28 protein-coding genes and 3 tRNA genes are annotated in these 26,186 nt (G+C 50.8%); 18 read left to right on the top strand and 13 right to left on the bottom strand.

The genetic code is table 11. The annotated features are described in order from the left end of the window. Nucleotides 1-227 precede the first annotated feature (227 nt). From GEOB_RS14185 to GEOB_RS14165, 5 genes are all read left to right on the top strand, one after another. Nucleotides 228-584: a hypothetical protein gene (locus GEOB_RS14185; RefSeq protein ID WP_012647933.1), complete on the top strand. Its 357-nt coding sequence runs from the start codon at nucleotides 228-230 to the stop codon at nucleotides 582-584. Between the two features lie 547 nt (nucleotides 585-1,131). Beyond that, nucleotides 1,132-1,356, top strand: a complete 225-nt coding sequence (locus GEOB_RS14180) for a helix-turn-helix domain-containing transcriptional regulator (RefSeq protein WP_230198959.1) — start codon at nucleotides 1,132-1,134, stop codon at nucleotides 1,354-1,356. A gap of 55 nt (nucleotides 1,357-1,411) precedes the next feature. Then, nucleotides 1,412-1,780 carry a helix-turn-helix transcriptional regulator gene (locus GEOB_RS14175; RefSeq protein ID WP_230198958.1) on the top strand — a complete coding sequence of 123 codons (369 nt, stop codon included), beginning with the start codon at nucleotides 1,412-1,414 and terminating at the stop codon, nucleotides 1,778-1,780. Nucleotides 1,781-1,901: 121 nt separating this feature from the next. After that, nucleotides 1,902-2,159, top strand: a complete 258-nt coding sequence (locus GEOB_RS14170) for an AbrB/MazE/SpoVT family DNA-binding domain-containing protein (protein ID WP_012647931.1) — start codon at nucleotides 1,902-1,904, stop codon at nucleotides 2,157-2,159. Next, on the top strand, nucleotides 2,153-2,554 hold the full coding sequence (locus GEOB_RS14165; RefSeq protein WP_012647930.1) for a type II toxin-antitoxin system PemK/MazF family toxin: 402 nt from the start codon (nucleotides 2,153-2,155) through the stop codon (nucleotides 2,552-2,554). The genes GEOB_RS14170 and GEOB_RS14165 overlap by 7 nt, the downstream gene beginning before the upstream one ends. A gap of 80 nt (nucleotides 2,555-2,634) precedes the next feature. Here GEOB_RS14165 and GEOB_RS14160 read toward each other — a convergent pair whose 3' ends face one another. Together GEOB_RS14160 and GEOB_RS14155 are read right to left on the bottom strand one after the other, a co-directional pair. Next, entirely contained in the window at nucleotides 2,635-3,810 is a 1,176-nt protein-coding gene (locus GEOB_RS14160; RefSeq protein ID WP_012647929.1) for a Tad domain-containing protein, read from the bottom strand. A 333-nt stretch (nucleotides 3,811-4,143) separates the two neighbouring features. Beyond that, on the bottom strand, nucleotides 4,144-5,439 hold the full coding sequence (locus GEOB_RS14155; RefSeq protein ID WP_012647928.1) for an L-lactate MFS transporter: 1,296 nt from the start codon (nucleotides 5,437-5,439) through the stop codon (nucleotides 4,144-4,146). Nucleotides 5,440-5,956: 517 nt separating this feature from the next. Between GEOB_RS14155 and GEOB_RS14150 the strand changes: the two genes are divergently transcribed. The 4 genes from GEOB_RS14150 (at nucleotide 5,957) to GEOB_RS14135 (ending at nucleotide 8,990) form a co-directional block, all read left to right on the top strand. Further along, complete coding sequence (locus GEOB_RS14150; protein WP_012647927.1) at nucleotides 5,957-7,261, top strand: aminotransferase class I/II-fold pyridoxal phosphate-dependent enzyme; 1,305 nt, start codon at nucleotides 5,957-5,959, stop codon at nucleotides 7,259-7,261. An 84-nt stretch (nucleotides 7,262-7,345) separates the two neighbouring features. Beyond that, on the top strand, nucleotides 7,346-7,816 hold the full coding sequence (locus GEOB_RS14145; RefSeq protein ID WP_012647926.1) for an SRPBCC family protein: 471 nt from the start codon (nucleotides 7,346-7,348) through the stop codon (nucleotides 7,814-7,816). An 88-nt stretch (nucleotides 7,817-7,904) separates the two neighbouring features. Then, the gene (locus GEOB_RS14140) at nucleotides 7,905-8,603 is read left to right on the top strand and encodes a spermidine synthase (RefSeq protein WP_012647925.1); all 699 of its coding nucleotides are present in this window, start codon (nucleotides 7,905-7,907) and stop codon (nucleotides 8,601-8,603) included. Between the two features lie 108 nt (nucleotides 8,604-8,711). After that, nucleotides 8,712-8,990, top strand: coding sequence for a peptidylprolyl isomerase (locus tag GEOB_RS14135; RefSeq protein ID WP_012647924.1), 279 nt, complete (start codon nucleotides 8,712-8,714; stop codon nucleotides 8,988-8,990). A 77-nt stretch (nucleotides 8,991-9,067) separates the two neighbouring features. Here the strand turns inward: GEOB_RS14135 and GEOB_RS14130 are convergent, their stop codons facing one another. The 7 genes from GEOB_RS14130 to GEOB_RS14100 all read right to left on the bottom strand — a co-directional run bounded on the left by GEOB_RS14130 (nucleotide 9,068) and on the right by GEOB_RS14100 (nucleotide 13,247). After that, complete coding sequence (locus GEOB_RS14130) at nucleotides 9,068-10,015, bottom strand: Tim44 domain-containing protein (RefSeq protein ID WP_012647923.1); 948 nt, start codon at nucleotides 10,013-10,015, stop codon at nucleotides 9,068-9,070. A gap of 15 nt (nucleotides 10,016-10,030) precedes the next feature. Further along, nucleotides 10,031-10,255 (bottom strand): ribbon-helix-helix protein, CopG family, encoded by a 225-nt coding sequence (locus GEOB_RS14125; protein WP_012647922.1) that lies wholly within the window; start codon nucleotides 10,253-10,255, stop codon nucleotides 10,031-10,033. Nucleotides 10,256-10,298: 43 nt separating this feature from the next. Next, a complete protein-coding gene (locus GEOB_RS14120) occupies nucleotides 10,299-10,601 on the bottom strand; it encodes a TFIIB-type zinc ribbon-containing protein (protein ID WP_012647921.1) in 303 nt (100 codons plus the stop codon). Between the two features lie 219 nt (nucleotides 10,602-10,820). Beyond that, on the bottom strand, nucleotides 10,821-11,045 hold the full coding sequence (locus GEOB_RS14115) for a PGPGW domain-containing protein (protein ID WP_012647920.1): 225 nt from the start codon (nucleotides 11,043-11,045) through the stop codon (nucleotides 10,821-10,823). Next, the gene (gene htpX, locus GEOB_RS14110; protein ID WP_012647919.1) at nucleotides 11,039-11,896 is read right to left on the bottom strand and encodes a zinc metalloprotease HtpX; all 858 of its coding nucleotides are present in this window, start codon (nucleotides 11,894-11,896) and stop codon (nucleotides 11,039-11,041) included. The genes GEOB_RS14115 and htpX overlap by 7 nt, the downstream gene beginning before the upstream one ends. Before the next feature lie 283 nt (nucleotides 11,897-12,179). Next, nucleotides 12,180-12,386 (bottom strand): GSU3473 family protein, encoded by a 207-nt coding sequence (locus tag GEOB_RS14105; RefSeq protein WP_012647918.1) that lies wholly within the window; start codon nucleotides 12,384-12,386, stop codon nucleotides 12,180-12,182. Nucleotides 12,387-12,599: 213 nt separating this feature from the next. Continuing rightward, nucleotides 12,600-13,247 (bottom strand): hypothetical protein, encoded by a 648-nt coding sequence (locus tag GEOB_RS14100; protein ID WP_012647917.1) that lies wholly within the window; start codon nucleotides 13,245-13,247, stop codon nucleotides 12,600-12,602. Between the two features lie 418 nt (nucleotides 13,248-13,665). On the opposite strand from GEOB_RS14100, the gene GEOB_RS14095 reads away from it, so the two are divergent. Next, the gene (locus tag GEOB_RS14095) at nucleotides 13,666-14,883 is read left to right on the top strand and encodes a glycosyltransferase (RefSeq protein ID WP_012647916.1); all 1,218 of its coding nucleotides are present in this window, start codon (nucleotides 13,666-13,668) and stop codon (nucleotides 14,881-14,883) included. Between the two features lie 127 nt (nucleotides 14,884-15,010). Further along, nucleotides 15,011-16,984 carry an AsmA family protein gene (locus GEOB_RS14090; RefSeq protein ID WP_012647915.1) on the top strand — a complete coding sequence of 658 codons (1,974 nt, stop codon included), beginning with the start codon at nucleotides 15,011-15,013 and terminating at the stop codon, nucleotides 16,982-16,984. A 56-nt stretch (nucleotides 16,985-17,040) separates the two neighbouring features. Here the strand turns inward: GEOB_RS14090 and GEOB_RS14085 are convergent. Then, nucleotides 17,041-17,127, bottom strand: a tRNA-Leu gene (locus tag GEOB_RS14085). Between the two features lie 109 nt (nucleotides 17,128-17,236). On the opposite strand from GEOB_RS14085, the gene GEOB_RS14080 reads away from it, so the two are divergent. Next, nucleotides 17,237-17,312, top strand: a tRNA-Ala gene (locus GEOB_RS14080). A gap of 128 nt (nucleotides 17,313-17,440) precedes the next feature. Here the strand turns inward: GEOB_RS14080 and GEOB_RS14075 are convergent. Genes GEOB_RS14075 through nadB form a run of 3 tightly spaced genes read right to left on the bottom strand, consistent with a single transcriptional unit; the run spans nucleotide 17,441 to nucleotide 19,562 of the window. Further along, a complete protein-coding gene (locus GEOB_RS14075; RefSeq protein ID WP_012647914.1) occupies nucleotides 17,441-17,650 on the bottom strand; it encodes a hypothetical protein in 210 nt (69 codons plus the stop codon). Further along, nucleotides 17,644-17,943, bottom strand: a complete 300-nt coding sequence (locus tag GEOB_RS14070; protein WP_012647913.1) for a chorismate mutase — start codon at nucleotides 17,941-17,943, stop codon at nucleotides 17,644-17,646. The genes GEOB_RS14075 and GEOB_RS14070 overlap by 7 nt, the downstream gene beginning before the upstream one ends. Before the next feature lie 23 nt (nucleotides 17,944-17,966). Continuing rightward, nucleotides 17,967-19,562 carry an L-aspartate oxidase gene (gene nadB / locus GEOB_RS14065; RefSeq protein WP_012647912.1) on the bottom strand — a complete coding sequence of 532 codons (1,596 nt, stop codon included), beginning with the start codon at nucleotides 19,560-19,562 and terminating at the stop codon, nucleotides 17,967-17,969. Between the two features lie 195 nt (nucleotides 19,563-19,757). Between nadB and GEOB_RS14060 the strand changes: the two genes are divergently transcribed. From GEOB_RS14060 to GEOB_RS19405, 6 genes are all read left to right on the top strand, one after another. Continuing rightward, nucleotides 19,758-20,354, top strand: coding sequence for a lytic transglycosylase domain-containing protein (locus GEOB_RS14060; RefSeq protein WP_012647911.1), 597 nt, complete (start codon nucleotides 19,758-19,760; stop codon nucleotides 20,352-20,354). Between the two features lie 10 nt (nucleotides 20,355-20,364). Continuing rightward, nucleotides 20,365-20,958 carry a CDP-diacylglycerol--glycerol-3-phosphate 3-phosphatidyltransferase gene (pgsA, locus tag GEOB_RS14055; RefSeq protein ID WP_012647910.1) on the top strand — a complete coding sequence of 198 codons (594 nt, stop codon included), beginning with the start codon at nucleotides 20,365-20,367 and terminating at the stop codon, nucleotides 20,956-20,958. 108 nt (nucleotides 20,959-21,066) lie between these two features. Further along, nucleotides 21,067-21,141 (top strand) — tRNA-Cys (locus GEOB_RS14050). A 410-nt stretch (nucleotides 21,142-21,551) separates the two neighbouring features. Then, entirely contained in the window at nucleotides 21,552-22,715 is a 1,164-nt protein-coding gene (locus tag GEOB_RS14040; RefSeq protein WP_012647908.1) for a Na+/H+ antiporter NhaA, read from the top strand. A gap of 221 nt (nucleotides 22,716-22,936) precedes the next feature. After that, a complete protein-coding gene (locus GEOB_RS14035) occupies nucleotides 22,937-23,968 on the top strand; it encodes an ABC transporter substrate-binding protein (protein ID WP_012647907.1) in 1,032 nt (343 codons plus the stop codon). Between the two features lie 191 nt (nucleotides 23,969-24,159). Then, entirely contained in the window at nucleotides 24,160-26,097 is a 1,938-nt protein-coding gene (locus tag GEOB_RS19405; protein ID WP_012647906.1) for an ATP-binding protein, read from the top strand. Nucleotides 26,098-26,186: the final 89 nt, after the last annotated feature.

Below are 26,186 nucleotides of genomic sequence, written 5' to 3'. Positions count from 1 at the left end.
AGGGAAAGAGGTTAAGGACAAACGTTGGGGGTATATTTGGGGGTAGTCGTTCAATATGGCATAACAAAAATTATTATTATACAATCACTTAGGCAGCCAGTTCTATAGTCGCCACCCCCAATTAAAGGTCCGGTAAGGACCGGAGCAGTACAAAAAGCCCTGAGAAATCAGGGCTTTTTGTTCATCTATCGTCCATTATCGTCCTGAAAAGTATATTGACATCCGGGGTGAGTCGGTCGTCAATACACACCAATGGAATTTGGTTTTATGACCTCCGCACAAACAAGCACTTCACGCTGAAAACCAGAACACTGAAAGAGGATGATCTAAAAGACTTCATTACCTGTTACAACCCGGAGAATAGGCACGAACGCAAGGAAGCTGAGCGCTTCAAGTATTTCACCTATGATGAGCTCATTGCCCGTGACAAGGCCAGCCTCGATATCTTCTGGCTAAAGGACGATAGTCTGGATAACTTGGATGAGCTGCCACCGCCTGACGTCCTTGCAACAGAAATAATCGAGCACCTGGAAGCGGCGTTAACCTCCTTTAGGAATGTGGCGGCTGGGCTTAACAGTGAATGAAACAAGTAGTCTTATTTCATACGGTAGAGGTAATGTTATGCAGCTTGTAGCAAATGAGATAAACAACTTTTACTTTCGGGAGGTCCCTGGAAAAGCTGCGGGGGCATTTAAAATTGATGTAGCCGTCCCGTATAATAGACGGGCAGTTAGCCAAGTATATGATCGATCATGGTGTCGGAGTGTCAGTTGAGACAGTCTATGAGATAAAGAAGGCGGATTCTGATTTCTTCGAAGAAGACGTGTAACGATCATCCTTGCCGTGTGAAAGGAATAAATCCAGAGACAACAGTGTGAACAACAGCGAGAGATTGAGCGTAAACAGTAGGAAATAGAGAAAGCGCAGCGGGTTAAGGAAGAAGCCGAACGACAACAGATCAAGGCGGAAAAGGACGGCCAGGAAGAATTTCAAACATCATAAATGCCTGGGCGAAAGCATTATAAGGAAGGTAATATATGGCTCTGACGAGACTTTAAAGAGACTATCAAGAAGAGGGCGGAACAAGACCCTGATTTTGCCAAAGCGCTGCTCAACGAGGCAATTGAGCTTTTGCTGGATGGTGACTCCGCGACTGCAAAACTGATCTTGCGCGACCTGATCAACGCGACGGTCGGCTTCGAGCGCATGGCCGAAGAGGTTCACAAACCGAGCAAAAGCCTCCATCGCATGCTTTCCGCTTCCGGAAACCCGACAATGGAGAACCTGGCAGCCATCTTCGCCACCATTAAAAAGGCCATGCACGTGAGGATTGACACAACCGTTACGGCCGTATAAATGCCGAAGGGAAAAAGGTAGGGTAGAATCTTTGGGGGGACCTTTCGGGTCAGGATTGCAAGAATATGCCGTCATACCTTATGATGAATACCGGAGCCTGCTGGCGGATGCGGAAATGCCGGCCGACGTGAGGGCCTTCGATTCGGCAACTAAAGCCCTTGCCGCCGGAGAGGAAGAAGTCATTCCCTCGGAGGTGGTCGATCGCCTGCTGGATGGCGAGAACCCAATTCGCGTCTGGAGGGAATACCGCCGCCTGTCGGCGGCCGACCTGGCAAAAGCGTGCGGCGTAACCGCAGCCGCCATCTCCCAGATCGAATCTGGAAAACGAAAATCTTCCGTAACACTCCTGCATAAGATAGCCCGCACCCTCAAAGTCGACCTGGAAATGCTGATCGTTGCAGATGATGGGTTATCGGCAGCGTAACGTAGAGCGGCCGGCTGCTTTCTTGTCCTTTAAAAATGAGCTTCAGGCGTGAAAGAAGAATGATTGACGGATGGCGGCTGTATGTTTATACTGTGTTTAAACATACTCAGGAGGATTGATCATGGCACATGTTGAAGCCGTTCTTGGCATAAAAAAATGGGGCAACAATCTGGGGGTTCGCTTGCCGGCAAATGTGGCGAAAGCCGCTCATTTACATCCCGATCAGATGGTGCGTGTTTCCGTCGATGACGGCACCGTGACCATCACGCCGGTTGACGGGTTGGAACTGACTCTTGAGCAGCGGCTTGCTCTGTTTGATCCCGCAAAACATGGCGGCGAAGTAATGACCGTCGAACCGTTGGGCGCGGAAAAATGGTAAAGCCGCTCAAAATGGTGCCGGGCGGCAAGCAGCCGTGGGTTCCGGACCGGCAGGATATCATCTGGATAAACTGCAACCCGCAGGCAGGCAACGAAATGCGGGACATTCACCCGTTTCTGGTTATCTCGCCACAGACGTTCAACGAGCGGACATCATTGGTAATCGGTCTTCCCATGACCACCGCGGAATATAATTCCGACAACCCCTTTGCCGTTGCCATCGGTCTTGCCAAGGGTAAAAAAACCGGCAAAACAAGCTATGTCCTTTGTCACCAGCCCAAGTCCTTTGACTGGCGCATCCGCAATGGAGCGCCGCACCCGCTCAAGCGCCTTGATGACCACCTGTTTGCCGAATGCTGCGCCCGGCTCAACCAGATTATGCAGTTGGCGCGGTGATGAGTGAGATGAATGAGGAGTTGGTGGTTTAGATCAGGGACAACCATGATAACTCAAACACCAAAAGCTGATGTCGGTTGCTATTTTACCAGAACCGGATGCAGCCCCGGGAATTGAGTCATGGTAGGACTTCCACAACCGAGGCACGAAATGCGGTCGATATACAGGCCGTTATCCTCGCGGCATTGAGCTGCCGGCGCATCAAAAGCAGTATCGTTTTGGGAGCAACCGGTGGTTCCCGTTACACATATCCTGCTGATTCTGATCAAGGCATACTTTGTCACCCTGTGACGTTCGTGACTATTTTCCTGCGTGGCCGGTAGGCAATCGGTCACCGGGGCAATGACCCACCATCCTTGCAAAGCGCCGGTTGCCTTGTCGTAATCCTTGTTAGCCTTGTTCATGTTCGGATTGTACATCACCGATTCCATATCCCGCAGTGCATTGTCGTCCCTGTCCCGGATGGTGTAAATCTCCTTTCCGCATACCTCCTTGGGAGGCATCCCCATGCAGATCAGATTTGACAGACTCATTGTGTCTCCTGGGGGATACGACAGAGATGTGTAAGCGTAGCGGCTCTTGGTGGGAGAATCCATCCTCGGATCGGATGAATCCGGGCTCAGCTTCCTTTCCTGAATAGTGCAGATGTTGGGATAAGTACATTCCGTGCCACAGGCATCGACACAGACGGAAAAATTTGCGTCTGCCAGGGCTGGAATGGCGGCCACTGCCTCCGGGGTGTAATTCAGCTTTTGAGAGCCGGAGATTTTGGACAGAATGCTTCCCAGGGTACCGAGACCGGCAGATTCGCTTTCGGCTGTGCGTCGAGTCCTGACTTGAACAGCATTGACCGGTGTCCCGCCGGGAGTGTAGGTCCGGGAGCTAATATTCCAGAACCCCATTGTAAGGTCATTCTCGGTGGTGAGCCGATTGATATTGCTGTTGCGTATTTCTATTAAGGCTGACGCTTGGTGGTGTCCTGAAACGTGATCGATAGCCGCGGCCCTTGCGGCAGGTTGCACCTGATCGTAGATTGTTTCTTTCAGTTTCCCGGTACCGGTCCTGGCCGAAAGCTGCATCTGCTGCCCGATTGCCTGGGCGCCGGCAAGAGCGGATAACTCCGCTGCATTATGCAGGTCGTCTTCGCTGACATACATATAGCCTATATTTATTGCCAGACCTGCAATTACAAGAAAGACCACCAGCATGATCCCGACGTAGGTGGTATCCATTCCCTGTTCTTCTTGATCGTCCATTACTGCAACCTCGCACAAATCAGGGGAGAAATTTGCCGTTATTCGTCCAATCTGCTCCTATTGTTTGCCAACGGATTATACCCATATTTTCACATTTTGAAATAGATTAGGGCCACGCCGTGCTGCATGACCCTGATCTATCATTGATATTCTGCCATTAAAGTGCGAAACCTAATGTCCCGTGCGGTTAGTTCTCTGCAAGAATTTCGAGGGATTTTGGTTCCCGGCAAGGCGCGGCGACGCAGGCTTAGCAGGGCCTAAACCGAGGAGCCGCAACACAGCCGGGGGCCAAAAGACCTGAAATTGTCAGGAAAGAATTAGCCGCACGTGACACTAGTAGTCTTCTTTCACTGCAACCGGTTCGCCCATGATAACAGGAGCCGAAACCTCGACCTTCTTCTTCTCGCGGAGGAAGATGGTCAGTATTGTGCCGGTGGCACAAAGGACGCCTGCAAGAATGAATGATTTATTCAGACCGCCGGGAACGGCGTTAAGCATTTCGGAAACACGACCCATGACGAATCCGCCCACGCCCCACGCGGTAAAAAGAACCCCATAATTGAGGCCGTAGTTCTTGAAGCCCCAGTAATCCTTCGCAAAGGAAGGGAAGAGGCAGAGGTTGCTGCCGTAGTTGAAACCGATGAAGGTAGCGAGCACGACCAGGAGACTGGCGCTGCCGGAACCTACCACCGGGATAGCTGCAAACATCATAACGGCCTGGAAGCCAAGCATTATTGTCAGGGTGGCTTTGCGGCCGATCTTGTCCGAAAGGATGCCGGCAATAACCCGGCCACTGGCGTTACCGATTGCCATGATGGCAACGGCAACAAATGCCATCGGTCCCATGCTCTTCTTGGCCAGACCGGCAACGCTGCCGATAACCATGAGGCCAGCACCCGAACCGATAAAGAAGTTCATCCAGAGGAGATAGAACTTGGGTGACCGCATCATTTCGCTGATATTTGCGTTGTAGACTGCCTTGGCGGCAGGCTTGCCGTCATCTTTTTTGGCCGGCTCGGCAGGCACATATCCTTGCGGCGGGTTAATCAGCAGGAAAGAGAGCCCACAGACCGCAACCGTAAAGCCGATGCCCAGGAACAGCATCGACTTCTGTATTCCATAAGTGCCCAAAAGGAAGCTTGAAAGCGGTGCAATATAGACCGGAGCAAGACCGAAACCGGCCACGACCGTGCCTGCGATGACCCCGGTTTTTGTTGAAGAAAACCATTTAAGAGCAGGAGGAGTAGCTGCAGCGTAGCCAAAACCGAAACCAGTACCAGCCAGCACTCCGAAGCCGATTACCCAGGCAGCATAGCTGTTGGAGAATGACATCAGGGTAAAACCGCTGCCGACAAAAAGCCCACCGATCAGTGCGGTGCGCGCGGGGCCAAGTTTGTCCTGGCACTTGCCGGCGACAATCATGGCAAAGGCAAACACGAGACAGCAAAGAGCATATGGATCGTTTATGGAGGAGAGACTCCACTGGAAAGCATCTGGCCCACCTTGTTCGATGGATGCCTTTATTGCTCCCTTGAAAATACTCCAAGCGTACAGCACGCCGAGTGCCAGGTTGATGCCCAGACCGGCCATAGTAACCTGCCAACCCTTGTTAGTCGATGTTTGTGACATGTGTCACCTCCTTAGTTTTTTGACTGGATTTACTGAAAAAGGGAGCAACATACATGCCAGAGGAATATAATCGTGTTTGATTAATTTTTAAGTCGTAATTCCAGCATGTTATGGGTAGATACTCCAAAGGATGGAAGAGTTGAAAAACATCTTTTTTGTAGAAATGCAAATTCTTTTGGTCGACCGGGATTGGACCAAGCGTCATAAATGTATACGGAACAAGGCTTTGGCCCGACAAAGGAACTTTTGCAAAAATGCAAAAGCGGCTGTGCTCTTTTGCAAAAGTAAAACTAATAAAAGTATGATGCTCAAGTAGTCTACCAATAGCCGCCGTTCCCTTTTTTATTATTCATGCCCCTGAACACCACTGGGATGGTGGATAATTTTTTAGTCGATGGCTTAAGAACTATTGCAGGGTTTACTTCTTTCAAGTATTATCCAAGAAGTTTGCCGCTGAATTTAATTTGAACGATCTTGATTTGTTGTAGCCATTTCAAAATAGTCCGGAGGAGAAAGAATGAACCCACTTGCTAGTGAATTAAACGATCTGCTTTCCCAGCACAGTCCGCACGTTTTGGAGATGCTGTCTGATCTGGGGAAAAACCTCTTCTTCCCGAAAGGGATTCTGACCCAATCGGCTGAAGCCAAGGAAAAAGCACACAAGTTCAATGCGACTATCGGCATCGCCACCGAAAACGGTGGCCCCATGTACCTGCAATGCATTCAGGATAAATTGTCCGGCTTTGATCCTAAAGAAATCTATCCCTATGCACCTCCCGCAGGAAAACCCGAGTTGCGCTCTCTTTGGCGTGAGAAGATGCTGCGGGAAAATCCCAGCCAACAGGGCAAACACTTTAGCAATCCCATTGTCACCAATGCCCTGACCCATGGTCTCTCCATTGTCGCAGATATGTTCATTGACAAGGGAGACCACCTGATCCTTCCTGACATGCTCTGGGGTAACTATAACCTGACCTTCGGAACCTGCTGCGGTGCAATTGTTCAGAAATATCCTACCTTCACTGCCACTGGCGGCTATGATATCGATGCGTTCAAAGCTGTCCTCAAGAATACGGCAGCAGAGAAAGGCAAGGCTGTAGTTCTTCTTAACTTCCCAAACAACCCGAGCGGCTACACGCCGACCGTTGCGGAGGGAGATGCCCTGGTAGCCGCCATAAAGGAGGTTGCTGAGTCGGGTTGTAATATTGTTGCCATTACAGATGATGCTTACTTCGGGCTTTTCTATGAAGACAGTCTCAAAGAGTCATTGTTTGGCAAGCTTGCCAACCTCCATCCTCGCATCCTGACCATAAAGCTCGACGGTGCAACTAAAGAGGAGTTCGTTTGGGGGTTCCGTACCGGCTTCATAACCTTTGCCGACGGCAACGAATATGAGAACGCACCGGTCATGACCGCCCTCGAGAAGAAAGCCATGGGGATTATCCGCGCCCGCATCTCAAACTGTCCGCACCCTTCCCAGACGTTCGTCATCGAGGCGCTGCGTTCGCCCAAATTCCTCGAGCAAAAGGAAGAAAAGTTCCAGGTGCTCAAGGGGAGAGCCCTCAAAACCAAGGAGGTGCTTAACAGCGGCAAGTATGATAAGGCTTGGGACTACTATCCCTTCAATTCCGGCTATTTCATGTGCCTTAAACTGAAAACCGTTGATGCGGAGAAACTGCGCCAGCACCTGCTGGACAAATACGGGGTAGGCGCCATTTCCATTGGTAAAACCGACCTGCGCATTGCATTTTCGTGCATTGCCGAAAAGGACATTCCCGAACTATTTGATATCATCTTCAAAGCAGTCCAGGATCTGGCCTGACCGAAAAGCCAATAATCTTCTATTAGAAAAACCTCGTCTTTTTCAGGCGGGGTTTTTCTAATATTGAGGACAACTAAAGCGTATATGCCAGAACACACTTTACATTACTCACAGACACTGGAATTTCCTCGGTCCTGCGTCTTCGAGTTTTTCGCAGAGGCCGCCAATCTGGGGACCATAACCCCTCCCGAGCTGGAATTCGTAATACTCTCCAAACTGCCCCTGGAAATGAAAGAGGGGGCGGAGATAGCCTACCGCTTAAAGCTGTTCGGAGTGCCATTCAGCTGGAAAAGCAGGATCATTGCCTGGTCGCCTCCCGATTTCTTCGTCGATGAGCAGGTGGAAGGCCCCTACCGGCTATGGATCCACAAGCATAGCTTCCGTGACGGGCCCAATGGCACTACCATTATCGATGATGACGTCCGCTTTCGCCTTCCCGTCGCCCCCATGGGGGAGGCTGCCTACCCAATAGTCCGCAAACAGCTGGAACGGATCTTTATCTACCGTCAGCAAGCAGTCAGATCCATACTTCTCCAGAAACAGGGCATCAAGTAACTTCTTTTACAGAGAGCACTAAGGCCAGTCAGCACCATTGTGCTATTGTGTTCCCGGTTATCAATTCCCTTGCACACGAGGTTAAAGCATGTCCCAACCCTGGATAGTTATTGAAAGTATTTCCACAGACGAAGGGGTCTTGCAGCTTCGTCGTCGTGGCGAAGGAGATTTTCTCATTACTGTTGGGGGGCTGGTGCTGATGAACAGCAGAGCCAATCGCTCAGAGCTCGCCCTCGGTCGTCTGGCCTGCGAACACTTGCAGATCAGTGACAGACCGCGTGTTCTGGTGGGAGGACTTGGCATGGGCTATACCCTCAGAGCTGTTCTCGATACTCTGCCTGCCAGCGCTCGGGTGGTCGTAGCCGAGCTGAATCCGGTTGTTTTGCAGTGGTGCCGGGGACCGTTGGCGAGGCTTACAGATTCGGCCGTCAATGACCCCAGGGTGGCAGTCGAGATAGCCGACGTCGCCCATGTCATCCGCAGATCAAGGAGGGGCGGAGAGGAAGAAGGGTTCGATGCCATAGTCCTTGATCTCTATAAAGGGCCACATTATCGTTCCCATAAACGTGACGATCCCCTCTATGGCAGCAAGGCAATTGACAATACGCGCCAGGCCCTCAAGCCCCATGGTGTATTTGCCATATGGGGCGAAAACTACGATGCTGGATTCGACAAGCGGCTCCGGGATGGTGGGTTTTCAGTGAAAAGCGAACGACCGGGGAGGGGAGGGCTTCGGCATGTGGTGTTCGTGGCAAAGCCACAGCCCGTTGGGGTGGCAAAGAGGTAATCTTAAACTGCTCTTGCAAAACAACCTTTTTTACACATATATTAGCCATGGGCGGCCTTCTTTCATCAAGGGCGCCGCCGTCCATATCAACCAATAAGGAGTTCTCCCATGCCTTGCGCTAACGCACGCCACATCCTAGTAGACACAGAAGAAGAATGCCTGAAGCTGAAAACAGAGATTGAGAACGGCGCCGATTTTGCCGAGACTGCGAAGCTTAATTCTGCTTGCCCTTCAAGGATGAGGGGCGGCGATCTGGGGACTTTCGCTCAAGGGCAGATGGTTCCCGAGTTCGACCAAGTGGTCTTTTCAGGCGACCTGAACAAGGTGCTGGGACCGGTGAAAACAGACTTCGGCTACCATCTCATCGAAATTACCAAGCGCTGGTAGCCTCTCGCTGTATATTTACTTACGTTTTGTATCAATGGAGCGCCCATCAAGGGCGCCCCACATGCAGCTGTAGTTTACTACTTCTGATCGATAGCTGAAAGGCGCCAGGCATTAGCGCCCACCGGTCTGGTGAAGGTCCAGTATTCCTCGAACTTCACCGGCTCGGTTCGGTTTCCCGAGACGACAGCTCCGGTTGCATCGTCAGTGGTATAGTCAAGCAGATTGGCATAAATGGAAGCAGTTATGAAGTCCTGTCCCGACTCCTGCCATGCCTCGGCAATCTCCACACTGCGGACGGCGATATTCTCCAGGCGGTTTACCTGCCTGTCACGAAGCAAGCGGCTGACATCCTCCTGCAATATATTCTTCATCTCTTCGGTAAGGAGAATGGAAACCGGAGCCAGATCGCGGTTCATCCATGCCCCCTGAATGCGGAAGAAGGTATCCATCACCGAATCCTTGAAGCGCTGCTCGTCGAAGGAGGCATCCATGCTGCGGATGTTGGCTATTCCGGAATCCACAGTATCCGCCACCGGCAAACTGCTGTTGTATCCGCTGGGAAAGGAGGTTACCGTACCAGCCTGATAGCCAGTCTGCCCATACGGTGTGGCCAGGCTGGCTTCACGCTTTTTTTTGACGAAGCGGTAAATCATGTAGCCGATACCTGCTAAAAGCAGGATTTCCAGGATTCCGATACCTCCTCCGCCCATATTGCCGCCACCTGCAAAACCAAGACTGCTGAAGAGCATGCCGCCGAGCAAGCCTCCCATGATTCCGCCGGCCATACCTCTGAGAAAACCGCCGCCGGGGCGTTGTTGCATCGCATTTGGGGCGGTATTGTACTGCTGCCGCGATTGGGATGGCTGTGAGTAAGATGTATTAGGTTGGGAATAGCTGCGTGAGCCACGGTAGCCGGAAGAGCGGCCGCCGCCGGCCCTGGCTTCAGCATTCGATTCCAGCACGGCGATACTCATGAACATAACGGCTGCCACGATGGCAAATACTCTAGCAATATTTTTCTTCATTCACGGCTCCTTTTTTCAGTTATCGAGACACAGCTTTTTGCGCTTTGCCAACCATAATTCAATGGCCTCGCGCACTATTTCGGAAACATTCTTCGAGCTTGACCTGGTGATTTTCTCCAGGACCCGTTTCTCCTGATCGCTGATGCGCAAGGAAACCACGTTGGTCAGGGCACTATCATCCCTTCTTCTTTTCTGCATTTTCCTCGATTCGCCACGGTCTTGCTTCTGATAATGGGACATTTATTTCTCCTTTCCTGTTGTTTTAACTGATTCTTGCGTATCATCAATCGAAGTCGAAGATCTCGGACAGCAGGGATTTCTTCTTGTGTGGCCGGCTGTGACCGTAACCTTTGTGCTCTCCATGGTAATTATGGCCATGGTTCATGTGATGCACCGGCTGTGGTGGCGGTTGACGGTAGGACTCTGGGACTGGTTGTTCCATGGGTACCTGACCGACACGATCGAGTATTTTGTCCAGCTCTCCCCGGTCAAGCCAAACACCACGGCAGGTGGGACAGTAATCTATTTCCACTCCCTGGCGTTCGGCCAGCAGCAGATTCACATTGGTGCAGACGGGACATTTCATCTCGGTTCTCCTTCTTTAATAGATTTAGATAGTTTCCATCCGGAAAGGGTTCTTTTCTGCCCTGGCGGCGTCAATCTGCGGGCTTACTTGTGCGACGTACCGATGTACGTCTCCGCGCAAGCCCTTGATCTCCTTGCCAGAACAAAAACCCCCCTCTTTCCGAATCGGAAACCATAGTTTCTCATCCGGAGTTTCCGGATGGAAACTAGATAAAACACTCTAGCTGATCTCGGCTTTTTTTCTAAAACGGGCCATTCGCTCTTTGGCATGTTTCAGGAACGTTCTGGCCCAGACAAATTCCGTCGCCAGTATCCCCAGCCCGATTGGGATGACGATGACCGCCGGGCCGGGGAGCACTATCATGGCAATGCCTACTGCCATGACGATAAAACCGGTGACGGCTATTATCAGCCGCTTCACATTCCTCAGGGTCCATTCTACCATCTGTTCCTCGCCAGTCCTTCCAGTCTGGCTATACGTTCCTCCATGGGGGGATGGGTGGAGAATAGGTTCATCAGCGAGCCGCCAGTAAGCGGGTTGACGATGAAAAGATGCGCTGACGCCGGGGACGCCTCTTGCATTGGTATCATGTGGGAAGCGTTGTGCAGCTTGCGCAGGGCGTTCGCCAATGCCAGTGGACGACCGCAAATGCGGGCACCGGTTTCATCGGCCAGGTATTCCCGCGAACGGGACACAGCCATTTGGATCAGCATGGCGGCAATGGGAGCGATGATAGCCATTACCAACGAGCCGATGAGACCTCCTGAGCCTTCTTCGTCGTCACTTCGCCCGCCACCCATGATTGCTCCCCACTGGAGCATGTTGCCAATCATGGAAATGGCGCCGGCGAAGGTTGCTGCAATGGTAGAAACGAGAATATCCCGGTTCTGAACATGGGCCAGCTCATGGGCCATGACCCCTTCAAGTTCATCGGGAGAAAGAATGCGTAAAATGCCTTCTGTCGCGGCAACGGCAGCATGGGAAGGATTTCGCCCGGTGGCAAAGGCGTTTGGGCTCTCCGACGGGACGACAAAGACCCGCGGCATGGGGAGCCCTGCCTGGAGCGCCAACCTGCGGACCAGCCCATAAAATGCAGGATGGTCATGCTCGCCGATTTCCTGGGCGCCATACATTTTCAGGACAATCTTGTCGGAAAACCAGTAGGAGAAGAAGTTCATGGCGACAGCCATGAAGAAGGCGAAGACCATTCCGGTCTTGCCGCCGATGGCGCTGCCCATCAGCACCATCAGCACGGTGAGAAGAGAGAGGAGAAGGGTCGTTTTGAGTCGATTCATCGCTTTACCTCCGACGATGTGGTTTATCGCCGGGGGTAATAAAAAAGACCTTTACCCCCGGCTTGAATGCCCTGGATAAAGGTCTTGTTGACAGAAATCTGCCCCGGTTCCGGGCTCGTGGCCGTATTGACGGAATCCGGGTCGGCCTTTTCGGTGGCCGATAACTACTCCCCTTTATTGCTTGGATGAAGGATAATCGTTCGACTTGGGTTTGTCAACTGGTTTGACATTTTTTTCCATCTTAGATGTAATGAATCGGCGGAGTAGGGTAGTGCGAGTTTCGTCACTCCAGATATATGTCGTAGGAACGCTGGCCAGGCCCTTTAATGGGTTTAAGTTTTCTTCTGATAGGGGCCTGTCCGATATATACCCAGCCTTCTGTTCTCTCGAAAGCTCTTATCTCCCGCAAGCTTATCAGTTCCTTGAGCAGGGATGGCGGAACCGGTTCAATGGCCCCGTCAATGAAAATTACGTTTACCATCCTGGCCATGTGTCCCCCCCGGATCAATGGCTTAAAATTAAATGTTTATAATCTTACAGCATTTTTTCCAATATGCAAGTGCAGAATTAATATCTTTATATTTCCTGTAATCTCTTAATCTAAAAGAAATTTCGTTTGTAAATTATCCTTACCTGTTCATCAATATATCAACTTATCGTTGTACTGGCTTTTTTGCTCGCTGAAAGAAGGATTTACAGCATTTCAGAAGTATTCAACTTCCAGAAGAGGGGCAAGGATTCCCCGATTGACGCCGGTTGTGTCATTGATCTCCACAAGTCCTAGAATTGGAGAGTCCGGCAAAAGGCGCAGTTGGAGGGTCGGCAGGCCGAGGCGTTGTGCTTCAACCATCAAAGAGGTAATGTCGATGGCCACATTTTGCCCGAAATCAGCAGGACCTATAGGGGGCTGAATGGTGGTGGTTGCCAGGGCCGGTTGCAGTGTGCGATCGAAGTCGTCTCCCAACAGTGTTGGCGGAGCGAAGGAAATAAGGTCGATACGGATGGGGATGGTGGCGGTTCTGGGGTCGAGGTTGTTTATGGAGATGTTCAGAGTTGCCGAATTTATTATCGCATTAAGGGGAACGCCACCGGCGCCTGTCAGTGAAAAATCGAGAAAAGCTCGAAATTCTGTCCCAGTCACAGGATCTACTCCGACAAAGACACTCTCGGTGTTTCCCTGGGTAATTGTCAATGTCCCTGCAGCCGGATTACGCTCAATGTCCCCGTCGAGTGCCGCATTACTAAGGATTTGCGTGAAGAACAATTGAGGTTCGTTGCGATGATCATCACCGCAACCGGTCATGGTAATTAAAATCAGCACCAAAATTGGTGCCAGCAATAACCTTTTCATCTATCCCTCCTCTATGGATAACAGACCACTTCTCAAAACATGTTACCAGAATCGAGAAAAAGCAAAAGCAATCTTAAGTCTCATTGCAGATTAGGCGGATCAGCGTTAGAACCTCAAGCATCACATGACAGTGTGTTATTACCATATAATACAAAGGATAAGCAATTGAAAATACAATGCTACCATGGAATCGATATACTTACTTACCGACGTATTTGTGTAATATCCTTGCCTGCCAGCTCAAGATAACGGATGGAATAAAAGCAGCATTCCTTATGAAAACATTCACTATATAATGCGGTCGGAACGATTCGCCATATACTTAATATAAAATAATGGATCGCTTTGCGTGGGTGAGACGCTGAATTCAGGAAGAGACGCCTGTGTGATTCCACACCGCACCTCTCGGGGGCTGACCATGGAGTTTCACAAGATCGCGAACATACACAATTATGAACCATTGATCGGCAGTGAAGCCGTGGATCGAATTCTCAGCAAGGCCCATCGCCTGAACGACCTGCACATCGTCCACATAAATTCCACCTTTTACGGAGGAGGCGTCTCGGAAATTCTCTCTTCCCTCACGCTCCTGATGAACAGTCTGGGCATCAAAACCGGCTGGCGTGTAATTTCCGGTTCGCCCGACTTCTTTGCCATTACCAAGAAGATGCACAATGCCCTGCAAGGGAGCGATTACCACTTCACCCGGAGAAAAGTCCAGGTGTTTGAAGAGGTAATCCACGAAAACGCCATCAGGATGCATCTAAATCATGACATGGTGGTCGTTCATGATCCACAGCCTTTGCCGATCGTGGCCCATAATCGAAAGCGTGGTCCCTGGATATGGCGCTGCCACCTGCAATTGCATGATCCCCATCCCCAATTGTGGGAATATCTGCAGAATTACATTCAGATGTACGATGCGGTAATCATGTCCTTGCCTGAATACCGGCAAAAGCTGAATACGCCACAGGTTTTCTTTATGCCGGCCATTGACCCGTTTTCCCAGAAGAACCGCGAGTTGAGCGATCCTGAAATCGACGAGCGTCTTAGCCATTACAATATTCCGGTGGATCTGCCCATACTTGTACAGATATCCAGGTTCGACCGCTGGAAAGACCCCGAAGGTGTGATTCAGGCATTCAAGATTGCGAGAAAAGAGATGCCATGCACCCTGGTCCTCCTTGGCAGCATGGCCACCGACGATCCCGAGGGTGCGCAGATATACGAATCTTTACTTAAGTGCCAGGAAGAGCGCCTGCTGATTCTCAGCTCCCAGGACTCGGCACTGGTGAATGCACTGCAGAGGAGGGCAGCCGTTGTATTGCAAAAATCTTTGCGGGAGGGATTCGGTCTGACTGTGGCTGAGGCAATGCTGAAAGGAACTCCAGTCATCGGTGGCAGGGTAGGTGGCATTCCGCACCAGATCGACGATAACGTAAACGGCTTCCTTGTCTCGTCACCTGAGGAGGCTGCAGCGCGTATCGTCCAGCTTTTGAAGGATGATCGGTTGCGCGAGGAGATGGGAAGGAAGGCGCGGGACAGTGTATTGAAAAGTTTCCTGCTTTCCCGCTTGGTGGAGCAGTACCTGGATCTTTTTTCATCCTTTCGGAGCAACTTCAGCCTTATCTCTTAGCTTGGCAGGAACCCTGTCTCCACCCTGCCGGTCACTGAAATAATCGGGGGAACTGCTACAATTTTAAAAGCCACAGGTTGTCTGATACTCTTCTGTCTTCGCCAGATAGCCGGAAAGGGAGATCGTCGTGAAAAAAACTCTCAAGATCACAGGTATTATCTTTGCGGCCATTGCCGTGCTGTTCCTGGTTATTGCCGTCCTGGTAAAATTGCTAGTCACCCCCGAAGGGGTCAGGAAGACCGTGTTGCCCTTGGCCGAAAAGAAGCTGCAGCGCCAGGTTCAGCTGGGGGAGGTCAGTGTCAGCATTTTTTCCGGCATTGTCCTGAAGAAGCTGACCGTAATGGAAAAAACAGGAGCGGATCCCTTCGTACAGGCCGAACAGGTTAAGCTGAAATACCGGTTCTGGCCGTTATTGACGGGAAGGGTGGTGGTGGACCAGGTGGTGCTCGATACGCCTAAGATCAGGGTGATCCGTTTGCCCGATGGCACTTTCAACTATTCCGATCTAATGGCAAAAAAAGAACCCGCTCCCGCGCCACAAACGACAAAAGAGGGAATCAATCTGCTGATATCCCGAGTGGCATTGCTCAAAGGTGCGGTCCACTACGAAGATCGGAGCAAAAAGACAGATCAGCCGTTTATATACGATATCACGGGCGTTGAAGTTAATGCCAGCGACATAGCCATGGATAAGCAGTTCCCCTTAAGGGTAAAGGCCATGGTGCCTGGTGCATCCATGGAGATGGATGGAAAAGCTGCCGATGTGGGGAAGAAACCGGCAATCGATGTCGTCATCACCATCAAGGAGGCCGATATCAAGAAGCTGGCCGCCGGACTCCCTCCGCAGCTGACGGCAAAGATCAGAGCCCTTGATCCTTCGGGTGCGGTAAATGTACGATTACACCTGGCAGGGCCTGTTTCGGCGCCGAAAGAACTGCTTAAGGCGGGGGAGGTGAAACTTAACAATGTCGCTTTCACAACCTCCGGGCAACGGCCATCACTATCAGGATTACTTGTGCTAAAGGGGAGTCAACTTTCCTCCCAAGACCTGACATTAGCCATGGGCGCCAACAAGCTGGATATAAAGTTCACCGTCTCGAATCTGCTTGGCAAGCCATTGTCCGTCACCAGTTCCGTTAGTGCTGAACGCTTTGACCTGGAACCGTTTTTGAAAAAGAGCAAAAAAGCAACTGCTGCTGAAGGGGAGAAGCCTGAACCCGGCCCGCTGAAAATTCCGGTTCGAGCCACCGGCACGTTCCAACTGGGGCAGACATCCTACAAGGGGTTGCCGGTTGCCGGTCTGGTCCTCAGATACAGGCTCGCTGACAACATCCTGAATATCGATGAACTGAAAGGCAAGGTCGCTGGTGGCTCTTTCAGCGATACGGCGCGAGTCGACCTTGGACAAAAGGGTTTTACCTATTCAACAACCCTGGCAATTCAAGGGGTAAAGGCGGATTCACTCGTTGCCGCCTTTGCCCCTAAAGCTGCGGGAACTGTTTTCGGCACCCTTTCCCTTAATGCACAACTGGCAGGCAAGGGAACCCAAACTGCAGCTATAAAGAAAAACATCAATGGTCAGGGCACCTACAATATCTCACAAGGCAAACTAACGGGATCAGGACTGGTTCAGAGTCTGGCACAGTTCCTGGACCTCGAACAGTTGCGGGTTGTGCAGTTCGAAAAATTCGCCGGCAGTTTCAAAATAGTCAACGGCAAAGTGGTTGTCGATAGCAACGTCACCGGTCGTGATGTGCATATCACACCGAAAGGAACCGCCGGACTCGACTCAAGTCTCGATCTGTCCCTGGAAACACGCCTTGCACCTCAGCTGACCAGCAGGATAACGAGAGGTGAACTGGGCAAGATGATTACCGATGAAAAAGGATGGGGTGTCCTGCCCCTCAAGGTCAAGGGAACCTTTTCCTCCCCTCGGTTCCAACTCGACGTTTCCGGTGTCCGCCAGCAATTGAAGCAGAAAGGGAGGGAGAAGCTTGAGCAGACCATTCAGGAGAAACTTCTGAAGAAAAAGGAAGGTGAATCTCAGCGCCCGGAAAAGGAACTTCTGGAGAAGGGTCTGCGGGGAATTTTGGGGAAATAATGCGCTTATCAAAAAGAAAAGCCCTGGGTTACAGGGCTTTTTAACTTTGTTGAAAATGGTGCCGGAGGCCGGGGTCGAACCGGCATGGGATTGCTCCCGCTGGATTTTGAGTCCAGTGCGTCTACCAATTTCACCACTCCGGCAGAAATTGTCCGTGGATTATAGCCAATGAGTGCAGAACGGTCAAGCATAAAAATTGAAAAAAAAGATTGACACCTGAAGACCGGTTTGCTATAAAAGGGATTCTTGAATGGGGCTGTAGCTCAGTTGGGAGAGCGCTTGAATGGCATTCAAGAGGTCGACAGTTCGATCCTGTTCAGCTCCACCAAAAAAAACAGGGGGTTTACGTGCGAACGTAGGCCCTTTTCGTTTATCCAGGCAAGCAAATTAAAAGGGGCGATGGTATCCATCAGCCCCTTTGCTATTCATGACTTAGCCGTTTTAACAGTCACTGAATCATTCTTCCTTGTTGATCCTGATTACCTGAAGTACTCCCGGCATCGCTTCCAGATCGGCCGGTTCCAGTTTTTCGGTGTCGCCTATTACGCCGATGATGACGCGGTTTGCGCCGGTTGACTGGTGGATGTCGAAGTTCCTGTTGATCAAATACTCCTTGATATGTACCTGGGCCGATTCATCGGCACTTTTCTTCATGATTATCAGCATCGATCATTCTCCTCGGACAGAATCTGTTGCCGCGTCATCAGCCTTTCCAGACGGCGCGATTCGTCTATTACCCTCTCGAACAGCCTGACAATGGCCTGATCGTCCAAAGGTCCGGGGTTTTCTGCTTTCATTCGCTGGAAGATCTTTTTCTCTCGGGAGGGATCATAGACGGGGAGGGCAAGCCCTTTTTTGATCTCACCGATCTTCAGGGCCAGACCGGCCCGTTCATTGAATATCCGCAGCAGTTCGCTGTCCAACTGGTCAATTTTTTCCCTGTAATCATCTATCTGCATAGAGCTCCCTGAGGATAAGACTTTCAGAATTGCTTTTTGACGAAGGTGTCTTTTTTCCAGTGGATATCGTCCCGGTCGGCATAATCGATGTTGTAATGCAGCCCCCTGGATTCCTTGCGTTGCCGGGCACATCTTACGATCAGTTCTGCGACCGTGGTAATATTGCGCAGTTCGATGAGATCAGAAGTTACAATGAAGTTCCAGTAGTAGTCTTCAATTTCTTCCTGGATCAGTTTGATCCGGTGCATGGCCCTTTCCAGACGTTTGTCGGACCGCACTATGCCCACATAGTTCCACATGAAGCGGCGGATTTCGTCCCAGTTCTGGGAGACGACCACCATTTCGTCGCTGTTGGTGGCAGTGCCGGAATCCCAGACGGGGATCTCTGGAAACCGGAAATCATGGGCTTTCAGCTGCTGCACGGCATGGGCATAGGCACGGCCCGCATAGACAGCAGCTTCGAGAAGAGAATTACTGGCCAGACGGTTGGCGCCGTGCAAACCTGTAAATGCCACTTCACCAATGGCATAGAGGTGCTGGATGTCGGTTTCAGCGTTGGTATCAACGGCAACACCTCCGCAGAGATAATGAGCGGCCGGCACCACAGGCAGCCCCTCCTTGGTCATATCCAACCCGTATTCGAGGCAGGTCTGGTAGATATTGGGGAAACGGTTCCTGACATACTCCGGGTCTTTGTGGGTGATGTCGAGAAATACACAGTCGTCCCCATAGGTTTTCATCTCGTTGTCAATGGCACGTGCCACGATATCCCGTGGCGCCAGATCCTTCAGATGGTGGTATTTCTCCATGAAGGCTGTGCCGTCACGACGGCGAAGAATGGCGCCTTCACCCCTGACAGCTTCTGATATGAGAAATGATTTTGCATTGGGATGGTAGAGGGTAGTGGGGTGGAACTGCATGAACTCCATATTGGCTATGGTTGCACCGGCGCGATAGGCCATGGCGACACCGTCTCCCGTTGCCACATCGGGGTTACAGGTATACAGATATACCTTGCCGGCACCGCCAGTTGCCAAAAGAGTGATCTTCGCCTTGAAAGTTTTCACCTGGCCGCTGGCTATATCCAGGACATGGGCGCCAATACAGCGATTGGGTTTGATCCGCTTGCGCAGGATCTTCGATTCAGTGATCAGATCGATGCCGATATGGTTTTCATAAATGGTGATATTTTCATTGGCCCTGGCAGCAGCCACCAACGCCCTCTGGATCTCGCGACCGGTTATATCTTCAGCGTGAAGGATTCGCCTCTGGCTGTGCCCCCCCTCACGGGTCAGGTCATAGGTATCGCCGCTGGTGGTGAATTTAACCCCCCAGTCGATAAGGCTACTGATCACCGCCGGGCCTTCTTCCACAACCATCCTTACCACATCCTCGTGGCAGATGCCTGCACCGGCAACCAGCGTGTCTTCCACATGGGCATCAAAGGTGTCATCTTTGGAAGATACGGTGGCGATACCTCCTTGGGCATAATTGGTAGCAGATTCCGATATGTCCCTTTTGGTGACTATGGCGACCTTGCCATGGGCCGCTGCCTGAAGAGCAAAGGACAGACCTGCAATACCACTGCCGATTACCAGAAAATCATTTTCTAGTTTCATGCTAATCTCCTCCCTGTTCCGGCAGTACTGTGTTTGCCGAAAACCACAGGATTATTTACCCCCACTTCCATTTTGTCAAGGTATTTTAGGGTGTTAACGGATAGCGTAGGCAGATTAATGCTTGAATTATCATTGCTTATGTTCTATAAACATTAATGATGATTTGAGCTGCTTGTGAAAAGAGGGTGGAAATAAATGAACAAGCTGTCACTGTGGGTCGTTGCCTTCCTGGTTGTCCCATCCATGGCCATGCCTGTTTTTGCAGATATCTACAAATATGAGGATGAAGAAGGGGTACTTCACTTCACCGATGCCCCCACCGATAAGCGTTTCAAGATCTTCATGCGGGATCTGAAGAAGGACAAACGGTTGCGCACGACTTTCAGGCTGGCCGGCTGCGCCCGGAACCCCGAGGAGTTCGAACCTATCATCAATGAATGCTCAATCAAATATGGCGTGGACAAGGCGCTGGTAAAAGCAGTGATTCATGCCGAATCGGGCTATAATCCCACGGCTGTCTCCTCCAAGGGTGCCCAGGGATTAATGCAGCTGATGCCTAAGACCGCACAGGGATTGAAAGTTGCCAATTCCTTCGATCCCGCCGACAATATCCGGGGTGGAGTAAAATATTTGCGATTCCTCCTGGATACCTTTAAAGGGGATGAAGCCCTTGCCCTGGCAGCATATAACTCCGGTCTGAACAGGGTGGCAAAGTACGGAGGGATTCCTCCCTACCAGGAAACACGCAATTACGTGACAAAGGTACTAAATTATAAAAAGAATTACGAATAAAGGTTTCTACATGCCCACCACTGCAAAAGACTCCATCCTTAACCTGCCGAACATTTTGACCCTTCTCCGCATAGCTGCCATACCACTTCTGGTGATACTATTGCTCTCTCCTTCCAGAGAGGCCGGTTTCTGGGCCGCTGCGCTTTTCGCCATTGCCTCGATCACCGACTGGCTGGACGGCTATCTGGCACGGCGCATGGGTATAGAGACGGTCTTCGGCAAGTTTCTCGATCCCATCGCCGACAAACTCATCGTCATGGCCGCGCTTATCATGCTGCTTCCCTACAACCGGGTGCCTGCCTGGATGGTGCTTGTCATTCTTGGGCGTGAAATAATAATTACCGGTCTGCGAGGTGTCGCATCAACCGAAGGGCTTGTAATTCCGGCAAGCAATCTTGGCAAATTCAAGACAATTTTTCAGATCGTTGCCATTTTGGGACTGCTGCTCCACTATGAATACCATTGGTTTTTCGCCATAGACCTGCCGATCCTGACGGTCAATATGCACAATATCGGCATGTTTTATCTCTGGATTGCCACCATCATAACCATTTGGTCTGGTGTGGACTATTTGGTGAAATTCTCCCGGGTAATTGCTAAATGAGGGTTTTTATTCCGAATACCTTCCATGGCAGAGATCTGATTTATTCGTTGACACTGTGATCAAAACCATGTATAAGACGTTCTTGCTTTACCGGTCCACATCAAATACGGCGGCGTAGCCAAGTGGTAAGGCAGAGGTCTGCAAAACCTTTATTCAGCGGTTCAAATCCGCTCGCCGCCTCCAATAAAAACAAGGGGTTAGCTATTCAAGCTAATCCCTTTTTCTATTCGTAGAACATTTATGGGAACATCTTGCGAGGAGGAGAAACCTGTTGACCTTAAGGGGCGGATGACGTAATTAATAACGACTTATTTGTCGTAGAGGCTGTGTAATGATAGCTTTATAAGATGAAGACGCCGCTTTCCATTAACTACGGAAGCGGTTTTTTGTTTCCAGGAGGATAAATGGCGGCAAATCTGAAGGAGCCGGTCCAGCGGTACAAGGCAGACCGTCTTGGGTCAAGGGTGGCGGTGGCACATTGGCCTATTGTGGTAGCACTTTGCGTGGTAGAGTTAAAGGGACTGTTTTCTCGGTGCAGGATTTGCCGGGCTAGCCGGGTTGTGCAGATAACCAGCCAAGAATCGAGCGAATAAATGTACAACCTTAAAAAAAACAAGCACATCAACTTGCTGCGGGAATTTTCCATCCCTCTGCTCATGGGGGTGTCGGTTGCCCTTGCCTGGGCAAACCTCGATCATAAATCTTATGAATGGTTGATTCATACGCCCATCGTCGGGGGCGTCAATCTTCACTTCCTCACAAATGATTTATTTATGGTGCTGTTCTTTGGCATTGCTGCCGCCGAGATCACCGAAAGCTGTCTGCCCGGCGGCGATTTGAATCCGCCCAGAAAGGCTCTGAATGCCATTATAGCGACCATTGGGGGTGTTGTAGGCCCTGCAGCAGTCTATTTGACACTCAACATGCTGTTTGGCTCCTCTGCATTGAGAAACGGGTGGGGAATTCCTACAGCTACGGATATAGCCTTGGCTTGGCTGGTGGCTCGGACTGTTTTCGGGCGCAATCATCCGGCTGTAGCATTTCTGCTGCTATTGGCCATTGCTGATGATGCCATCGGCCTCCTGATAATCGCCATATTCTATCCAAACCCCCATCATCCACCGGAACCGTTAATGCTTCTGCTTATTCCTCTCGGAATGCTGTTCGCCTGGGGCCTTAGGTCCGCCAGGGTGAAACCATACTGGCCATACTTGATCACGGGCGGATTGGTCGTCTGGACAGGCCTGTATCTGGGTAATCTTCACCCGGCACTTGCTCTTGCTTTTATAGTTCCTTTCATGCCTCACGAAAAGAAGGAAACCGTGCATATGTTTGAAGAAGATGCGTGGGAGCATTCTACGCTCGACAAGTTTGTTCATGATTGGCGGCTTTTCGTTGACTTCGGCATGTTCATGTTCGGACTGGTGAATGCTGGTGTAGAGATTTCACATATGGGGGTACCGACCATACTGGTACTACTTGGCCTGCTGATTGGTAAAGTTGCAGGCATATCTTTATTCAGCAGTGTCGCCCATCAGCTTGGCTGGCACAGGCCTCACGGCATGGGGGCAAAGGAAACTTTGCTGGTAGGGTGTATCGCGGCAATAGGGTTCACTGTGTCTCTATTTATTGCGGGTGAGGCCTTTACTGATCCAGCTTTAACTAATGGAGCCAAAATGGGAGCACTCTTGAGTATTGGCATCGCAGTTCCTGCGGTACTCGGCGCCAAGCTTCTCAAGATAAGTAAAAGGCAATGAAATAGGTCGGAGGGGGGAGCGTATTTCTATGATACGAAGGTTTGATTAAAGTAGCCCTTTTGTTTATGCGCCTACCACGTTCAGCTTCCTGTAAAAAATCTTTACAGCCTTGCCTGCCAGCCTTGCAGATGGAGTTGGATAGAGCAAAATAGTAATTGAACTTTATACCTATAAATGTTAATTATCCGATTTTTAAAATATAAATAAAGTGGAGCAGGGAGATGAAGAACCGAAACGTTGCTCCATCCATTAGACACCACCTCACTTGGGTAGTTATTATGTTTGCCGTGACGGCAGGTTGCGTATTTTTCATTGTGCGAGCCCACCTGCAGCAGAAAACACTCCCCCTTAAAAATGTTACCATCGCGATTCCGACCTTGCCCTTCACAGCTCTTGCCCAAATTGCACAGCAGCAAGGTTTTTATCTGCAGGAGGGATTGCTTGTGACGCCGCAGGTATACCCCTATGGAAAACCTGCTCTACAGGCAGTTATGGATGGTAGTGCCGATTTTGCCGTGGTCGCCGAAACACCCTTCACGTTTGCCGTGCTGAACGGTAAAAAGATATCCATCGTCGCCACTATTCTGACCTCCTCTGAGGCACATGCCATTGTTGCCAGAAAAGACCGGGGAATCATTAAGTATGACGATCTCAAGGGCAGAAGCATAGGCGCCACCTTGGGCACCTCAGGCCATTTTTTCATGGATGCCTTTCTGATTGCCCATGGCATATCAATCGCCGATGTGAAGGTCGTCGACCTGAAGCCGGAGGAAATGGTCGATGCCTTAGCCAATGGCACTGTGGATGCCATCTCTACCTGGCAACCATTCCTCTTCTACGCCCAACAAAAAATGGGTGACCGGGGTGTTTCATTTAAAGATGAAGACATCCATCGGCTGACCTTTAACATTATTGCCACCCACGACTTTATTCGCCATAACCCGGAACAAGTGGCAAAAGTTATCCGTGCCCTGGTCAAAGCCGAGGAATTCGCTATCCGGGATCCGGTAGCGGCGCAAAAGATAGTGGCGGATTTCTGCCACCTTGACCGGGAAGTACTGCGCCAGTTTTGGCCTGCATACTCATTCCAGGTCACCCTGGACCAGTCACTGCTGCTCGCTCTGGAAGATGAATCCCAATGGGCTATGGCCAACGGTTTGGTTAAGAAGCGGCAAATGCCCAATTACCTTAACTTCATCTACTATGATGGCATGCAGTCGGTCAAACCGGAAAGGTTAATGATACTTAGATAGTTTTCATCCGGAAAGGGTTCTTTTCTGCCCTGGCGGCGTCAATCTGCGGGCTTACTTGTGCGACGTACCGATGTACGTCTCCGCGCAAGCCCTTGGTTTCCTTGCCAGAACAAAATCCCCTCTTTCCGAATCGGAAACCACTAGTTTCTCATCCGGAGTTTCCGGATGGAAACTGATAGGATAGATGGGGCATGCAAGTTAAAAGAAAACTGCAACTGGTTGCAATTGCTTCGGCAATGGCGGGTCTGATGGTCATCTCCATGCTTTCGGTGGCGTTGTACCACGTGGATCGTGCCATAAAACAATCCCACATAGCCAGCGAGATAGTCAATGAGGCTTTTGAAGGGAGTACTTTCAGAGAGGACTATCTGCGGATCGGCAATGAGAGGTCAAAGATACAGTGGTTTGCCAAGCATGAACAGCTGGGCAGACTTTTGAAAACTGCCTCAGGCACCTTCAAGGATAGCAACGATACAAGAACCATCGGGAAAATGATTCACAACCATGAGTCATCGGAAAGATTATTTTCTGCCGTGGTGGAAAATCGTGAAAAAAAGAACGCCGATGAAAAACCGTATGACCTGCACCGGCAGATCGAAAGCCGATTGACAACCCAATTAGTCATGACGTTATATGAAATGGTTTTAGAGGCACGCAGGCTGCACGAGTCAGCAGACAGGCGCCTGCTGTTCACCCTCAACCTGGCCGGAGTCGGCATCCTCTGCATAGTGATAATAGCCACTGCCGTAGGGGTTTTCAATTCATGGAATATGGCCCGGATCATGGCCAACCGCATGGGAAGGCTGTCGGCCGGCGCCTCGGTCGTTGGTGACGGGAACCTTGATCACCGCATTGCTATTCAAGGTGATGACGAATTTGCCGAGTTTTCGTGCGCCTTCGACGCTATGACAGCGAAACTGGCCAGCACGTACCTGGAACTTGAGCAGTCCCGGCAGGCCGCCGAAGAGGGCAACCGCGCCAAAAGCCAATTTCTGGCCAACATGAGCCATGAACTGCGTACTCCCATGAATGGCATTCTTGGCGTTCTCCAGTTGCTGCTTTCCGGTCATGCCGGCCAGCTGGAGAAGAAACAACGGGAATTGCTGTTAAAGGCCACCAAATCAGGCGATTTGCTTCTACAGATCATCAGCGACATTCTCGACCTGTCGAAAATCGAAGCGGGTAAATTACAGATACACGAGCAACCGTTTTCCTTGCGTAAATGTCTTTCCGACGCGGTCGATTATTTTTCCTCCGAAGCCCAGGGCAAAGGTCTCCATCTGACCCTGTCAATTGCACCGGATGTCCCCGATGTCGTGAAAGGGGACCAGGTGCGGCTGAGACAGGTCCTTCTCAATCTGATCGGTAATGCTGTTAAATTTACCGACCATGGGAGAGTAGAGGTTAAGGCTGTAACTGGCAACAAAACGGCTACCGGAGAAACGGAGATAACTTTCACCATAAACGACACCGGCATCGGTATTCCAGCTGACAAGAAACATTTGCTCTTCCGCTCTTTCAGTCAGGTCGACAGTTCCGATAGGCGCAGGTATGGCGGCACCGGCCTCGGTCTCGCCATCAGCAGCCAGATTGTGGAAATGATGGGGGGGCGCATCGCCTTTGACAGCAGAGAAGGGGAGGGGAGTACCTTCTTTTTCACCGTGCCGTTAGCCGTGGAGGGTGAAGGAAGAGACGACAGCAGGCATGAAACGCCGCCATTTTGGGAGGCTGCACCACCAATTAACGAAACAGGCACTATTCCACAGATTCTTGCTGCAGAAGACGATGCTTTAGCGGGCGAACTCCTGAAACAGATTCTTGAATTGTTCGGCCTGGAAATGGATCTGGCCAAGACCGGACAGGAGGCGGTAGAAATGTGGGAAAAAGGGCACTATGATCTGATCATCATGGATGTACAGATGCCCCGGATGGACGGCATTACTGCTACCAGGATCATACGCCAAAAGGAGGAGGCGGTTGGCGGCCATATTCCGATTATCGCCATGACAGCCCATGCTTACCGCGAGGACGAGGAAAGATGTTATGCAGCAGGAATGGATGGATACCTTACCAAACCTCTGGATCTGCAGAAAGGCAAGGAAGTGATCATGGGTTTCATAAAGAAGTAGACACTACCTGCGAGGTGGAGCTGCCCCCTTTTGCTTATGGGGAACCTGCTGGCAATCCCCGGCAAATCGTGGTAATATTCCTCGAAATT

Origin of the sequence: Geotalea daltonii FRC-32 (genome assembly GCF_000022265.1) — a bacterium.
In the GTDB taxonomy this organism is placed as follows: Bacteria; Desulfobacterota; Desulfuromonadia; order Geobacterales; family Geobacteraceae; genus Geotalea; species Geotalea daltonii.
The sequence above is the reverse complement of the archived record's forward strand: the minus strand, read 5'-3'. Positions and strand labels throughout refer to the sequence as shown.